Raw genomic sequence first — 14,783 nt, 5'->3', positions numbered from 1 at the left:
TTGGGTAAATTCTTAGCAAACCCTGATGGTTTATTTACCGTGTATTTCAATGAGCAATTAACTGCTAGGTATTGTGAATATAACGTGTAAACCATTAAGAGAATCTCCTTTCTTGGCAGACAGCTTGAAACTCAGTATCCAAATTGGAAGATTTGGAACCCGAGGTGGCGGTGACAGGTCATGGACTACCGATGAATGGGGATGAACTCAAGGAAAATCTAAGGAAATTGAACAGAAATTTCAATGAAATCGCTATTCCTGATCATGGTAAATTCGTGGATGATAACAAATAGTTTACTAAAAGCCTCTCAATCGTAACGGATACTTTTGAGGGGCATTTTATTTGCTCCTTTTCTTTAAAACGGTTGAACACATGAACACTTATTCATGTTTATGATAAATAAAAGCATTTATTTTCTTTTATTCCTGATAAGAAGAATTACCATAAACGCGATAAATAACCCAGCGACACTAAGGGCCATAATGGTGACAGAGATAAAAAGTGGATCCATTTTTGGTGCTCCTTTTTATTAGGCTATTAAAATATATTCATAGTCTAACACTGAGAAGAGGAGCACTCAATCAATGATAGACTGCCTTTGTGAATAACTTTTAATGTGTTATTCAAGTACAAGATCCAGCGTCATCTTAACCGTAAAACCATCAGGGAGTCATTCCTGGAAGTAGAGTGCTTCTTTTTAATCAAAGCTTTCTCACGTTTTTTAGATACGGTATCCGGGTACCGTTTTTATGTGACTGGAAATTAATTCTCTAGAGAGTATGGATGTCATCGAAAAGGTTATTCTGCCATGTCATGGCATAGGCAAAAAGCACAGGTAAGTAAACGTAAAGAAAACTTACAGAAGATCTCGATGTATATGTTTCCGAATATTGTAGCTGGCTTACATCTTAGCAGTAATTATATGGAATTATTATGGAGGGATTAATATGGCATTAAAACCGATTACTTCGCAGGAACTTGCTCAAAAAATTCTCGGAAATGAAGAAGTATTCCTATTGGATATTCGCAAAGAAGAAGACTACATTGATTGGTCGATCCAGGGGGAAAACGTTAACAGTATGAATGTCCCATTTAAACAACTGGAAAAAGAAACGGAAGATATAATAAAACAACTTCCTGAAAATCAGACAATTTATGTGGTGTGCGCAAAAGGAATTTCCTCTCAAAAAGGAGTAGAGATTTTAGAAGAAGCTGGAGTACAGAATGTCACTTATCTTGAAGGAGGAATGACAGCCTGGAGTGAGCATCTTGAACCGATGAAGGTCGGCGATCTATCCAATGGTGGAGAGCTCTACCAATTTATCCGGATCGGGAAAGGTTGTCTTTCTTACATGGTCATGTCAAATGGAGAAGCGGCTGTTATCGACCCGGTGAGGATAACAGAAACCTATAAAAACTTTGCTAAAGAAAACAATGCAGTCATTAAATATGTGTTAGATACGCACCTTCATGCAGATCATATTTCAGGTGGTAAAACATTAGCAGAACAAACAGAAGCTGATTATTATTTTCCATCTAAGGATGATGAAGGTTTGACCTTCAACTATAGTAATCTAGACGACGGGGAGACAATCACCGTTGGGAGTTCTGTAGAAATCTCTGCTTTCTACTCTCCTGGGCACACGGTTGGCAGTACAAGCTTTATTGTAGACAACAAATATTTGATGACGGGAGACATTTTATTTATTGAGTCCGTGGGACGACCAGATCTTGCAGGCAAAGCGGATGATTGGGTAGATGATCTTCACCAGACCTTATATGGTCGTTTTGAAGACTTATCTAAAGACTTAATTGTCCTTCCAGCTCATTTTGGAGAAATGAAGGAAATCAATGAAAATGGCACCGTACAGGACAAGCTGGAAAACCTTTATCAAAAGAATGAACGCTTGCAAGTGGAGGATGAAGAAAAGTTCAAGCATATGGTAGCAGATAATCTGCCCCCGCAGCCAAACAGTCACGAGGAAATCAGAAAGATCAACATGGGAAAGAATAACCCGGAAGAAGAGGAACAGAGAGAAATGGAAGTAGGGCCAAATCGGTGTGCAGTCTAAGATTAACCGTTTTAAAAGAAGATGGCGAGCATTTGCTCGCCATCTTCTTTTTGGTGAGAAGCAAAAATCCAACTTCACTACTTTACGCTTTCTTTTACCTTGCCTCAATCAAACCCTGTTTTTTGTATAGTAGGTTTTAAATTCTTCCATATGGTGATTGTATTTCTTAATTTTATATAGCTATTACTAGCATACTATGGGGTTTTCACGATTTTAATGTTTTGTATTTTATGCTCGAAATGACTTTGACATCCTCAAAAAGACATGTTAGTGTTAAAAACGTTAAATAAATTCTTAACAAACTTAATTCACTTCAGAATTGGAGTTGATCAAATGAATTTGAACTTAAACCTTAAACAATACATTAATGGTAAATGGGTGGACGCGAAATCGGAAAAAACGCGTAATATCATTAATCCATTTAACCAGGAGAATATCGCGGTCGTTCCAGAAGGTGACGAATCGGATACAAAAGCAGCAATTGCTGCGGCAAGAGAAGCATTTGATAACGGAGAATGGGCTTCTACCCCAGCAACGGAGCGAGGGGCTGTCGTAAGGAAAATTGCCGAATTAATTGAAAGAGACAAAGAAGAACTTGCCTACTTAGAATCATTGGATACCGGTAAGACAGTAGAAGAAAGTCGTGGAGACATGGATGATATCGCTGGAGTATTTCGTTATTATGGCGAAATTGCTGATAAAGATGGCGGAGAGATGATCGATTCTCCAGTACCAAACTCGATCAGTAAAGTGGTTCACGAACCAGTTGGTGTCTGTGGACAAATTACACCTTGGAATTATCCTTTGCTTCAAGCGTCCTGGAAACTAGCTCCAGCGCTTGCGACTGGAAATACGTTAATTATGAAGCCAAGTGAGATTACACCACTTACGACCATAAAAGTATTTGAACTGATGGAAGAAGCGGGAGTGCCTGCTGGTGTTGCCAACCTTGTTCTTGGTGCAGGCGCTACAGTAGGTAACGAACTGTCTACGAATACGGATGTAGACCTGATTTCTTTCACTGGCGGTATTGCAACAGGGAAGAAAATCATGCAAGCGGCTAGCGCGAATGTGAAGAAGCTTGCTCTTGAGCTTGGCGGTAAAAACCCGAATGTTATCTTTGCGGATGCTGACTTTGATCTTGCTGTCGATCAAGCATTAAATGGAGTCTTCTTCCACGCAGGACAAATCTGTTCCGCTGGTACAAGACTGATTGTAGAAGAAAGTATCCACGATGATTTCGTTAAGGCGCTTGTTGAGCGGGTGAAAAAATTCAAGCTGGGAAGCGGATTTGACGAAGATACCCAAATGGGTCCACTCATTTCAGCTGAACACCTTGAGAAAGTCGAAAAGTATGTGCAAGCAGGGATTGAAGAAGGGGCTACATTAGCTGTTGGCGGAAAACGCCCGGAAGATCCGGAATTACAAAAAGGATTCTTCTATTTGCCAACGATTTTCACAAATTGCACAACAGACATGAGCGTTGTCCAAGAAGAAGGTTTTGGTCCGGTAATCACGGTTGAGAAGTTCCGTGAAGAAGAAGAGGCTGTAAAACTTGCGAATGACTCCATCTATGGACTTGCTGGCGGAGTCTTTACAAATGACATTGCAAAAGCTGAACGCTGTGCAGCGAAGATGCGTATGGGTACAGTTTGGATCAATGAATTCAACCTTTATTTCCCACATGCGCCGTGGGGTGGGTTTAAACAGTCTGGTATTGGACGAGAACTAGGCAAACTGGGAATTGAAGAATATACGGAAACAAAGCATATTTTCCAAAACCTTAAACCTGAACCGATAAACTGGTTTTAAACTATAAATCTAGTATTTAACTAAATGCAAAATCAAAAAAATAAACCTAATTAATCAATAAATAAAGAAGGGTTCATGGGCAATGGTTTCCTATTGTCCGAATCCCTTCCAACCAATTTAACATCAAGGAGGAACAGATATGACAGAAGCATATGATATTGTAATTGTTGGTGGCGGAAGTGCAGGTTCCGTACTTGGCGACCGCCTAAGTGCAGATGGAAAAAAGAGTGTTCTTGTTTTAGAAGCAGGACGCAGTGACTATTCTTGGGATCTATTGATCCAGATGCCGGCAGCATTACCGTTCCCTTCTGGGAAGAACCTTTATGATTGGCAATATGAATCTGATCCTGAACCATATATGAATGGACGTCGTATCCCGCATGCACGTGGAAAGGTACTTGGAGGTTCCAGCTCTATCAACGGTATGATTTATCAGCGAGGAAACCCGAAAGACTATGAGCGCTGGGGATCTGACGACGGTATGGAAAGCTGGAATTGGGCGCACTGCCTTCCGTATTTTAAGCGTCTGGAAAATGCCTTAGCATCACCAGATGATGATCTTCGTGGTAATGACGGTCCAATCAAATTGGAACGCGGTCCAGCCAAAAATCCTCTATTCCAAGCCTTCTTTAACTCAGCTGTAGAGGCTGGTTATAACAAAACCCCTGATGTGAACGGCTTCCGTCAAGAAGGATTCGGACCGTTTGACAAGCATGTGTATAAGGGCCAGCGATTGTCAGCTTCACGTGCTTATCTACACCCGGCAATGAAACGTGAGAACTTGACGGTGAAGACTCGTGCTTTCGTTACAAACATCGATTTTGAAGGTACGCGTGCGAAAGGACTGACGTATCGCCGAAACGGGAAGACACACAAAGTCGAAGCAGGTGAAGTCATTCTATCAGGTGGGGCAATCAACACGCCACAACTGCTTCAACTGTCTGGAGTAGGGGATGCTAAACACCTTCGCTCCCTTGGCATTGATCCGGTTGTTGATCTTCCAGGTGTCGGAGAAAACCTTCAGGATCACCTTGAAGTTTACGTTCAACACGCATGCCCGATTCCTGTTTCCGAACAGCCTAACCTGCAGAAGCGTCGAATGCCATGGATCGGCCTGCAGTGGATGCTCGGACGTACAGGTCCAGCAGCGACGAACCACTTCGAAGGAGGAGGCTTTGTCCGTTCAAACGAAGACGTCGACTACCCGAACTTGATGTTCCACTTCCTTCCGGTAGCCGTACGTTATGATGGACAAAAAGCACCAACGGATCACGGGTTCCAAGTACACATCGGACCGATGTACTCTGATGCACGCGGATCATTGAAAATTAAGTCGAAAGATCCGAAAGAGCATCCGAGCATGGTTTACAACTATCTATCTACCGAACAAGACAAACGTGAGTGGGTAGAAGCTATCAAAATCACGCGTGAAATTATGTCTCAACCATCTATGAAAAAGTACAATGCAGGAGAAATTTCACCTGGTCCTACTGTTCAGACAGAGGAAGAGATACTGGATTGGGTAAGAGAAGACGCAGAAACGGCTCTTCACCCGTCTTGTACAGCTAAGATGGGGCCTGAATCAGACCCTATGGCTGTCGTAGATCCAGAAACCATGAAGGTTCACGGACTTGAAAACCTAAGAGTAGTTGATGCATCTGCTATGCCTTACGTAACAAACGGCAACATCCATGCACCTGTATTGATGTTAGCAGAAAAGGCAGCAGACCTTATCCTTGGACGTAAACCACTAGATCCAATTGATGCTGATTACTATCGTCATGGAGAACATCCCGCTGATGCAGGCACAGTAAAATAATGCTTTTTATGAGAAGGCCTCTTTCAAAATGTATTTGCTGGTAGAGCGTACATTTATGAGAGAGTGCCTTCTCTTTTTTTTGTTAAAAATCGTTCCAAGATATTAATTTCCCCACTTTATTACACCTCTATACAACCCCTGAAATAAAGATCACTGTCTTAGTTTAAACTTTTTAAAATAAGGGATATTTAGGTAATCATAATTCCTCAATAAAAGTCCAAAATATATTTCGTTAAACTACTTTTATAAGGAGCGAGTCAAATGACCGTTATTAATGATGTGAAAACAACATTAGCTGGACTAAAAAGTGCCCAAGCAAGCTTTGAAACATTTGCCCTTGGGACAGAGAATCAGCAAGCCAAACAATTATATGAGCAATCAGCAAAAGATACTGAAACCATAATCACTAATTTAGAGGCACGTATCGCTCAAATAGAACAGGAAGAACCACAATACAAACAACAATAATGGTGATTGTGAGAGGTTAGCGAAATAGGGCTAACCTTTTCCATTATGATCCGCTTGAAAAAGGTGGTGACAAGAATATGAAAAATCTCTTACTATTAATGGTTTTAACTTTGGTATTTGCTACAGGCTGCCAGTTTGAGAATGAGACAAAAGAAGAGGAGAAAACTTCTCAGGCTTTGCCCCTCTCAAGTACGGATGGAGCGATGAATCAAACGCCTTCCAACCAAGCCGAAAAAATTATGGTAAGGAAAAACCACTTAAAGGACATTAAAGCTGTGAACAATGAGAAAAAGCTTTTAATTGCTGTGCAAATTCCGCATAATGATCGATTTCAAATTAAAGACATTGAAAAGAAATTAAAAGAGGAAGCCAAAAAGCAATTTTCTGGTCATAAAGTGACTCTTTCTTTAGATCAAAAAATTAATTTGGAAGTAAAAGAGCTGAAACAGCGGATAGCCAAAGGGGAGATCAGTAAGAAAAAACTGACAAAGGAAATCGATCGTATTATTAAATTGTCCAAAAGAAAACCATAAAGCAGGTGATCCTATGTCTGATAATCAGAAAAAGAATCTGACCCCAGTCCAGCAAGAATATCAAAAATTTCAGAACGAGCGTGAAGTGAAAAGACCTGTACTCACCAATTGTATAAAAGCATTTTTTGTAGGAGGATTCATTTGTTTAGTTGGACAATGCATTCAAACCTTTTTCATTTATAATTTTAATTTTACAGAAGAGACAGCTGGAGACCCAACCGTAGCCGTGATGATTTTTTTGACCATGCTATTAACTGGGTTTGGGTTTTATGACCGTATTGCTCAATTTGCAGGAGCGGGAACAGCCGTACCTGTAACCGGGTTTGGTAACTCAGTTATCTCTGCATGTATCGAATATCGTACGGAAGGTTTTATCCTCGGTGTTGGCGGAAACATGTTCAAGTTGGCAGGGTCGGTTATTATGTCTGGGGTTTTTGCAGCCTTCGTAATTGCTTTGATTAAGACTATCCTTATCCAGTGGGGTGGACTATAATGCGAACGTGGCTATTTCAAAATAATCCAGTGATTGTCTCTACAGGTACAGTGGGCGGACCTTTTGAGGCTAAAGGTAAAATAGCCGAGGATTTCGATGTGCTTCATGAAGATCTTTGGCTAAAAGAAGACTCGTATGAAAAAGCTCACAAGGTGTTATTAGAAGAAGCATCTATGAGAGCAGCTGAAAAAGCTGGAATTACAAAAGAGCATATCCAGTTTTTCCTTGGGGGCGATTTGATCAATCAGATTACTCCGACAAGTTTTGCAGCGAAAACTATTGGATCAGCTTATCTCGGTTTGTTCGGTGCATGTTCCACTTCGATGGAAGGACTTGCTTTAGCTGCTTTTTTAGTTAATCATGGCGGGGCTAATTGTGTCATGACCGGTTCTTCGAGTCACAATGCAGCGGTGGAAAAGCAGTTTCGTTATCCGACCGAGTACGGCTCACAAAAGCCACCGACAGCTCAATGGACGGTTACCGGCGCAGGGGTGTCTTTAATAAAGGATGAGGGTGAAGGACCAATTGTTACCTCCGCTACCATTGGCAAGGTTGTTGATATGGGTTTGACAGATCCTTTTAATATGGGAGGAGCCATGGCCCCGGCAGCTGTAGATACCATTGAAACACATTTAAGAGAACGAGATATTGATTCGTCGTATTATGACTTAATTGTCACAGGGGATCTTGGGCATATTGGCAGAGAGTGTGCTCTGGATTTGTTTAAAAAACATAACTTAGAAGTTACAGAAGACCAGTTTCAGGACTGCGGACTAATGATATACCGAGAAGGACAGCCAGTATTAGCGGGCGGAAGCGGTTCTGGGTGTTCAGCTGTTGTTGTGTATGGTCACTTATTAAACAGGATGAAAAAAGGGGAAATCAAACGAATGCTTGTAGTAGCTACTGGTGCGCTATTGTCCCCGTTGACTTATCAACAAAGTGAAACAATCCCATGTATCGCTCATGCGGTTTCCATTGAATATGGAGGTGAGAAAGGATGATCTTTTTTTGGGCTTTTGTTATGGGTGGCATCATATGTGTCATTGGCCAGCTCATGTTTGATGTTTTAAAACTGACTCCTGCTCACACGTTAAGTATATTAGTCGTAGTAGGAGCAATATTAGATGGCTTTGGGTTATACGAGCCCCTAATTGCTTTTGCTGGAGCAGGAGCTACTGTTCCCATCACAAGTTTCGGAAATGCATTGGTTCACGGCGCAATGAAAGATGCTGAGGCTTATGGCATCGTTGGCGTTATTACAGGAATGTTCGAAGTAACCAGTGCAGGGATCTCGGCAGCGATCATATTCGGTACAATCGCAGCGATCATCTTTAAACCTAAGGGATAAGGAGCAGGGATTATGACAGTAAGTGCTAACGTAAAGCAATGTCTTGCTACTTTGAAAAATATAGAAGCGGGTCTTTCCACCCTCTCTATGAGTGCGGGGGATGAAGAGGCCAAACGGGTGTTTCATGAACAAATGATGGTCATGGAAGAGATTAAAAAAGACCTCATGAAACGGATTGGTGAATTGGAGCGAGAGGAAGAACAGTATAAAGGATTTTAAACTGAGGGAGTGATCAAGGTGCCGGATTGGTTGGAGGTTGGCGTACGAGGAATCATTTTTTTAATCGTCTTATTTTTAATGACAAAACTATTAGGAAAAAAACAATTATCAGAAATATCCTTTTTTGAGTATATATCAGGAATTACGATTGGTAGTATCGCATCAGAAGTTATCATTAATCTTGATAAGACTGTTTGGAACGGAATTATCGGCATCGCTGTCTTCTCGATACTCATATTCCTTATTGAAATCTTATCGATGTACCGGAAACAAGTTCGTGATTTCGTAGAAGGATCAGGAACAGTCGTCATTAAAGATGGGAAGATACTTGAAGACAATTTGAAAAAGGAAAAGTACTCTACGGATGAGCTGCTTCATTTATTGAGAGCAAAGGACATCTTTAATCTTTCTGAAGTCGAGTATGCCGTGCTTGAGCCTACTGGTTCTTTAAGCGCTCTTCTAAAAAAGGATTTCCGCCCGGTGACTCGCAAAGATCTAGGGTTAGACAGTATTAATGAAAAAGAGCCACAGACCGTTATCATGGATGGGGAGATCCTGGATGAAGCGCTGACAGGTATCGGAAAAAATCGCGGGTGGTTACAAACGGAGTTAGATAAAAAGAACGTTACTTTGGAAAATGCCTTCCTCGCCCAGGTTGATTCTTATGGAGACCTTACTGTGGACTTGTTTGATGATAAAATCCAAGTTCCAGAGTCGCAGGAAAGGCCAATGTTGCTGGCGAATATAAAAAAATGCCAAGCAGATTTTGAGCTTTTTGCTTTAGCTACTGGTTCCAAATCAGCCAAGAGTATTTATGGCAAGAATGCGAAAAGGCTGGAGGAATCTTTACAAACGTTAACCCCTTATCTTAAAGATTAATCCTTATCTGAATAAAAGATATAGAATGCCCATTTTTTTCAAAAAAATAACCCAAATGAGAGGTTTAATCACCTATTATTTGGGTTATTAGTATTTATGTGAAAATTTTAATCTAAAGCACGATACAAGAAAGCGCTGAATTCAGCACGTGTTGCTTCTTCGTTAGGACGGAATGTGTTGTCATTGTATCCTGTAGTAATGGAATTGGAAGCCAGTGCGTACACATCGTCATAGGCCCAATGAGAAGAGTTCATATCTTCAAAGCTATAAGAACTGCTATTTCCGCTTAATTCGAAAGCTCTAGTAACAATGGCTGCGATTTCAGCTCTGGTAATATCTTCATCAGGTTTAAATTCACCATTCCCATAACCATTTACCAAACCAGCTTTAACCGCTGCATTTATGTATTCATATGCCCAGTGAGATGAGGGAACATCGTCAAATTGGCCGGACGAAGAAAGGGTAAGGTTCAAGGACTCGATCGCCATTTTAGCAACTTGTGCTCTGGATACATTGTCATTTGGTCCAAAGCTTCCGTCAGGCAACCCATTGATGATACCTTCGTCATTTAAATGTTTAATCTCATCATAAGCCCAGAAATCAGTTGAAACATCGCTGAAGAAACTGTTATCTAAAAATCTTTTTGCCCCCGTATATTTATCTCCCCAATAACCTGAGAAAACTGGATCAATGGCCACTCCACTGCTCTTGGTAGAAGAAATCATTTCCCCACCACCGATATAGATCCCTACATGGGAAATACCATCTTTGTATGTACCTGAGAAGAACACTAAGTCTCCTTTTTGAAGATTCGAAGCTGATATGTATGTACCTTCTTTATATTGCTCATAGGAACCTCTTGAAAGATCAACCCCAAAATTCTCCATTACATAGTATGTAAATCCTGAACAATCAAAACCATCCGGTGATTCTCCGCTCCACTGGTATGGAGTTCCAAGATAATTTTTTGCAAAATCGATTACATCCTCGCCCGAAGCTGATGATGCGAGAGTTTGCGGTACAAATAGAACCATAGCCATAAAATTTGCTAAAACAACACTGACAAATTTCTTCCTCAAAAGAATACCTCCTAATTATGTATTGGTTGGTAGTTTTTTCTCCCACAAATATCGTAGCATATTATAATTCGACACGATTTTACAGTTGTGTAACAAATCTGCCAAATTTCTATCTTTTTCTCTTATGCCTAGAGGGTTGGGAGTAAGTTTTGCCTTGTGTAGATTCTCTTGACACCTGTATACTTTTTTCCTTCACCTATGAATTAACAGAAAGGATTTCCCTTTCGGTGTCAGATAGACCATCAATAATTAGTGAACAAAAAAAGGAACCCTCAACAACTTAGAAGTCGTTAAGAGTTCCTTACCATATCTTCTTACTAATTCTAATACCTAAAAGAATAGTGTTTCCTCTATGCAGTATTAATTGTACTGTGGCTCTTTTATAGGACTACTTTTCTCGTGACGAATGGTAGCCTGAGCTGCTGCAAGCCGTGCAGAAGGTACGCGGAAAGGGGAGCAGCTTACATAATCCATTTCTAAATCAAAGCAGAATTGGATTGATTCTTTCTCTCCGCCATGCTCACCACAAATTCCTGTTTTGAGCGTAGGCTTTGTTTCCCTTCCTAGTTTCACACCACTTTCTACAAGTTTCCCTACCCCTTCTTGATCTAACGAAACAAATGGATTTCTTTTTAGTACATCGTTTTCTACATAATGTTGCAGGAACTTGCCTTCTGCATCGTCTCGGCTAAACCCGAACGTTGTTTGAGTTAAATCGTTCGTTCCAAAAGAGAAAAAGTCAGCTTCATCGGCAATTTGATCGGCTGTTAGTGCTGCGCGTGGCGTTTCAATCATGGTACCGATAAGGTAATCGAATTCTTGTCCTGTTTCAGCCTGCATCTGGTTGCCGATATTCTTTACAAGTTGACGCATCTCTTTTAGTTCATTCACATGACTGACCAAAGGTATCATGATTTCGGATTTAACTTGGATTCCTTTTTTCATGACGTTGGACATCGCATTGAAAATGGCCATGACTTGCATTTCATAGATTTCAGGGTGGATCATTCCTAAGCGGCAGCCTCGATGTCCTAACATCGGATTAGATTCTTCTAATAACCGTACTTTCCGTAATAGGTTTTGCTTTTCATGTAACTCGGTGGAGTCAGGATTTGTCAGTTGCAGCTTTGTCACATCAATGAGTAATTCCTCTTTGTCCGGCAAAAATTCATGGAGGGGTGGGTCTAATAACCGTACGGTAATTGGATGACCTTGCATCGTTTCAAAAATTTGCTCAAAATCCTCTTGTTGCATAGGCAAGAGTTGATCAAGAGCTTCCTTACGTTCCTCGGTCGTTTCTGAAAGAATCATACTTTGAACGGTAGGGATACGGGAGGCATCCATAAACATATGCTCTGTCCGGCAAAGTCCAATGCCGCCTGCTCCAAATTCTAGTGCTTTCGCAGCATCGTTAGGATTATCAGCATTTGCACGTACGCCCAATTTAGTCTCTTCGTCGGCCCAGCGAAGTAGCAATTGGAATTCGTAAGATAGCTCTGGTTCGATCATTGGAATTTCTCCAAGGAATATCTCACCAGTTGAACCATCAATCGTAATGGTATCCCCTTGGTTCACAATCGTAGAGCCTGAGATAAATTGTTTGGACTCCAAATTAATCTTTATGGCGTCACAGCCGCATATACAGGCTTTTCCCATACCTCTAGCAACAACAGCGGCATGGCTGGTCATACCTCCGCGGCTCGTAACGGTCGCTTGGGAAGCCACGATTCCATGGATGTCATCAGGTGTTGTTTCAGGGCGGACAAGAATGACTTTTCTTCCTTCCTTGGATAATTCTTCTGCTTCATCTGCATCAAAGACAACTTGACCTGTGGCTGCTCCAGGGGAAGCGGGTAAGCCTGTGGCCAATTGTTCTCTCTTGTGTTCAGGATCGATCCGGTGGTGGAGAAGCTGATTGAGCTGATCAGGATCCACACGTAAAAGGGCTTCTCGTTGATCCATAATCTTTTCTTTTACCATTTCAACAGCGATTCGAATGGCTGCTTGCGCAGTTCGTTTGCCTGTCCGCGTCTGGAGGATAAATAGTTTCCCGCCTTCAACAGTAAATTCAATGTCCTGCATATCTTTATAATGGTTTTCTAACAGCTGACAAGTATCAACTAACTGCTGATAGACATCTGGCATTTCTTCCTTGAGGCTGGCAATCGGCTGAGGCGTGCGGATTCCTGCAACTACGTCCTCACCTTGAGCATTAATCAAGTATTCTCCATAAAGCTTGGACTCGCCGGTGGATGGGTTGCGGGTAAAAGCCACTCCTGTACCAGAATCATCTCCCATATTTCCAAATACCATGCTTTGAATATTGACAGCTGTTCCCAGGTGGCCAGGAATATCGTGAAGACGGCGATACAAAATAGCCCGCTGATTATTCCAAGAGTCAAACACGGCATTAATGGTAAGGAAAAGCTGTTCTTTTGGATCTTGAGGAAAGATTCGTTTCTTATGTTTGAGAACAATTGCTTTGAATTCTTCTATTACCTGTTTCCAATCTTCAGCAGTTAGTTCTGTATCGGAGTGGTACCCTTTTTCTTCACGGATATCTTCTAATCGTTGTTCAAAAAAGTAGTTACCTACATCCAGTACGACATTACTGAACATTTGAATAAACCTGCGATAGGAATCATAAGCAAATCGAGGATTGTTTGTAAGCTCTGCCATTCCTTTTACCGTTTCATCATTCATTCCGAGGTTCAAAACTGTATCCATCATACCAGGCATGGAGTGTACGGCGCCTGACCGAACAGAAACAAGAAGTGGGTTAGTTGGATCACCTAATCGTTTGTCTGTTTTCACTTCAAGTGCTTGGAGTGCTTCCAATACTTGTGATTCGACTTCTGGCGAGATGACCTGTCCTGCATTGTAATAGGCATTACAAGCAGCTGTCGTAATTGTAAAACCGTAAGGAACGGGTAAACCAATACGGGTCATTTCAGCTAAATTAGCGCCTTTTCCACCAAGAAGTTCCTTATTGCCTTTTCCGGATTGATCAAATAGGAATACAAATTTGTTATCCATTAAGCAAAGCTCCCCCTTTTATTAAACATGGCTAAAATTACGTCGGCTGTCTCTTCTATTGCCTTATTCGAGACATCAATGATTGGACAGCCGATTTTTTTCATAATGTTTTCCGCACAAGTTAATTCTTCAAAGATTCGATCTAATGAGGCATAATTTGCTGAGTTTGTTAATCCTAGACTTTTTAATCGTTCTCTGCGAATTTCATTTAATTTATCAGGTGAGATGATTAATCCAATGCATTTTTTTCTTGGAATTTTAAAAAGTTCTTCAGGAGGTGGAATCTCTGGGATAAGAGGTACATTGGCCACCTTAAACTGCTTATTTGCTAGATACATAGAAAGAGGGGTTTTCGATGTTCTAGATACTCCAATGAGTACAATGTCTGCTTGTTTTAATCCCCGTACTTCCTGTCCGTCATCATACTTCACAGCAAACTCAATGGCTTCCACTCTTTTGAAATAATTCTCATCCAACTTTCTCATTTGTCCCGGTTGGCGATTAGGCTGCATATCAAATTTTTGAGTGAACGCATCCATCAGGGGATACATTAAATCGACAGCGATAATTCCTTCTTCTTCAGCTCTGTGATCAAGATATTGCTTTAAATCTTGAAGGACGATGGTGTAGGCAATGATGGAATGACTATACTTCGACACAGTTATGACGTTATTAATATCCTGTTGGTCCTCTACGTAGGAAAAATGCTTGATTTCTACTTCCTGACCAAAAAATTGACTTGCGACAGCCTTTACCATTAGTTCAGCTGTTTCTCCGACTGAATCTGACACAACATAGACCGTTTCTTTTTGAGTCACTATCAATCTCCTTATCTTTAAGTAATCATCAAGAACTGCCGTATGGAACAGCTCGATAAGTATAAGAAAGTCATTTACCTCTTGTTGTTCTTTAATAATGTGATCTGATGAATAAATGTAACACACTATTAATCAATTATTTTTAATTATGTCATACTAATTACTGAATAGTATAATACCATTATCTTTGTTTTCTTACAACA

Annotated in this window: 14 protein-coding genes; 11 read left to right on the top strand and 3 right to left on the bottom strand. The window is 40.9% G+C overall.

Going from position 1 to position 14,783, the window contains the following annotated elements:
* The first annotated feature begins 143 nt into the window (after nucleotides 1-143).
* The 11 genes from ACRYKC_RS18080 (at nucleotide 144) to ACRYKC_RS18030 (ending at nucleotide 9,647) form a co-directional block, all read left to right on the top strand.
* The gene (locus ACRYKC_RS18080; protein ID WP_433808911.1) at nucleotides 144-293 is read left to right on the top strand and encodes a hypothetical protein; all 150 of its coding nucleotides are present in this window, start codon (nucleotides 144-146) and stop codon (nucleotides 291-293) included.
* A gap of 655 nt (nucleotides 294-948) precedes the next feature.
* A complete protein-coding gene (locus ACRYKC_RS18075) occupies nucleotides 949-2,073 on the top strand; it encodes an MBL fold metallo-hydrolase (protein ID WP_433808909.1) in 1,125 nt (374 codons plus the stop codon).
* A gap of 333 nt (nucleotides 2,074-2,406) precedes the next feature.
* Complete coding sequence (gene betB, locus ACRYKC_RS18070; protein ID WP_433808907.1) at nucleotides 2,407-3,885, top strand: betaine-aldehyde dehydrogenase; 1,479 nt, start codon at nucleotides 2,407-2,409, stop codon at nucleotides 3,883-3,885.
* 139 nt (nucleotides 3,886-4,024) lie between these two features.
* Nucleotides 4,025-5,704 (top strand): choline dehydrogenase, encoded by a 1,680-nt coding sequence (gene betA / locus ACRYKC_RS18065; protein WP_433808905.1) that lies wholly within the window; start codon nucleotides 4,025-4,027, stop codon nucleotides 5,702-5,704.
* Nucleotides 5,705-5,965: 261 nt separating this feature from the next.
* Entirely contained in the window at nucleotides 5,966-6,172 is a 207-nt protein-coding gene (locus ACRYKC_RS18060; RefSeq protein WP_433808903.1) for a DUF1657 domain-containing protein, read from the top strand.
* Between the two features lie 77 nt (nucleotides 6,173-6,249).
* The gene (locus ACRYKC_RS18055) at nucleotides 6,250-6,705 is read left to right on the top strand and encodes a hypothetical protein (protein ID WP_433808901.1); all 456 of its coding nucleotides are present in this window, start codon (nucleotides 6,250-6,252) and stop codon (nucleotides 6,703-6,705) included.
* Nucleotides 6,706-6,718: 13 nt separating this feature from the next.
* Nucleotides 6,719-7,198: a stage V sporulation protein AC gene (spoVAC, locus tag ACRYKC_RS18050; RefSeq protein WP_433808897.1), complete on the top strand. Its 480-nt coding sequence runs from the start codon at nucleotides 6,719-6,721 to the stop codon at nucleotides 7,196-7,198.
* Nucleotides 7,198-8,202 carry a stage V sporulation protein AD gene (gene spoVAD, locus ACRYKC_RS18045; protein WP_433808895.1) on the top strand — a complete coding sequence of 335 codons (1,005 nt, stop codon included), beginning with the start codon at nucleotides 7,198-7,200 and terminating at the stop codon, nucleotides 8,200-8,202. The genes spoVAC and spoVAD overlap by 1 nt, the downstream gene beginning before the upstream one ends.
* Entirely contained in the window at nucleotides 8,199-8,549 is a 351-nt protein-coding gene (gene spoVAE / locus ACRYKC_RS18040; RefSeq protein WP_433808893.1) for a stage V sporulation protein AE, read from the top strand. Before spoVAD ends, spoVAE begins: the two co-directional genes overlap by 4 nt.
* A 12-nt stretch (nucleotides 8,550-8,561) precedes the next feature.
* On the top strand, nucleotides 8,562-8,768 hold the full coding sequence (locus ACRYKC_RS18035) for a DUF1657 domain-containing protein (RefSeq protein WP_433808891.1): 207 nt from the start codon (nucleotides 8,562-8,564) through the stop codon (nucleotides 8,766-8,768).
* A gap of 18 nt (nucleotides 8,769-8,786) precedes the next feature.
* Entirely contained in the window at nucleotides 8,787-9,647 is an 861-nt protein-coding gene (locus ACRYKC_RS18030) for a DUF421 domain-containing protein (protein ID WP_433808889.1), read from the top strand.
* A 107-nt stretch (nucleotides 9,648-9,754) separates the two neighbouring features.
* On the opposite strand, the gene ACRYKC_RS18025 is transcribed toward ACRYKC_RS18030, so the two are convergent.
* The 3 genes from ACRYKC_RS18025 to ACRYKC_RS18015 form a co-directional block, all read right to left on the bottom strand.
* On the bottom strand, nucleotides 9,755-10,726 hold the full coding sequence (locus ACRYKC_RS18025; protein ID WP_433808887.1) for a C40 family peptidase: 972 nt from the start codon (nucleotides 10,724-10,726) through the stop codon (nucleotides 9,755-9,757).
* A gap of 360 nt (nucleotides 10,727-11,086) precedes the next feature.
* Nucleotides 11,087-13,762 carry a pyruvate, phosphate dikinase gene (gene ppdK, locus ACRYKC_RS18020; RefSeq protein WP_433808885.1) on the bottom strand — a complete coding sequence of 892 codons (2,676 nt, stop codon included), beginning with the start codon at nucleotides 13,760-13,762 and terminating at the stop codon, nucleotides 11,087-11,089.
* Nucleotides 13,762-14,580, bottom strand: coding sequence for a pyruvate, water dikinase regulatory protein (locus tag ACRYKC_RS18015; protein ID WP_433808883.1), 819 nt, complete (start codon nucleotides 14,578-14,580; stop codon nucleotides 13,762-13,764). Before ACRYKC_RS18015 ends, ppdK begins: the two co-directional genes overlap by 1 nt.
* Between the last annotated feature and the right edge of the window lie 203 nt (nucleotides 14,581-14,783).

Origin of the sequence: Halobacillus sp. A1-3 (assembly GCF_050971765.1) — a bacterium.
GTDB classification, from domain to species: domain Bacteria; phylum Bacillota; class Bacilli; order Bacillales; family Halobacillaceae; genus Halobacillus; species Halobacillus mangrovi_B.
The sequence above is the reverse complement of the archived record's forward strand: the minus strand, read 5'-3'. Positions and strand labels throughout refer to the sequence as shown.

Coding starts and splice junctions, on each gene's coding strand:
- ACRYKC_RS18060 (WP_433808903.1), top strand. CDS start 5,966: ATGACCGTTATTAATGATGTGAAAACAACATTAGCTGGACTAAAAAGT.
- ACRYKC_RS18055 (WP_433808901.1), top strand. CDS start 6,250: ATGAAAAATCTCTTACTATTAATGGTTTTAACTTTGGTATTTGCTACA.
- spoVAD (WP_433808895.1), top strand. CDS start 7,198: ATGCGAACGTGGCTATTTCAAAATAATCCAGTGATTGTCTCTACAGGT.
- ACRYKC_RS18035 (WP_433808891.1), top strand. CDS start 8,562: ATGACAGTAAGTGCTAACGTAAAGCAATGTCTTGCTACTTTGAAAAAT.
- spoVAC (WP_433808897.1), top strand. CDS start 6,719: ATGTCTGATAATCAGAAAAAGAATCTGACCCCAGTCCAGCAAGAATAT.
- ppdK (WP_433808885.1), bottom strand. CDS start 13,762: ATGGATAACAAATTTGTATTCCTATTTGATCAATCCGGAAAAGGCAAT.
- betA (WP_433808905.1), top strand. CDS start 4,025: ATGACAGAAGCATATGATATTGTAATTGTTGGTGGCGGAAGTGCAGGT.
- ACRYKC_RS18075 (WP_433808909.1), top strand. CDS start 949: ATGGCATTAAAACCGATTACTTCGCAGGAACTTGCTCAAAAAATTCTC.
- spoVAE (WP_433808893.1), top strand. CDS start 8,199: ATGATCTTTTTTTGGGCTTTTGTTATGGGTGGCATCATATGTGTCATT.
- betB (WP_433808907.1), top strand. CDS start 2,407: ATGAATTTGAACTTAAACCTTAAACAATACATTAATGGTAAATGGGTG.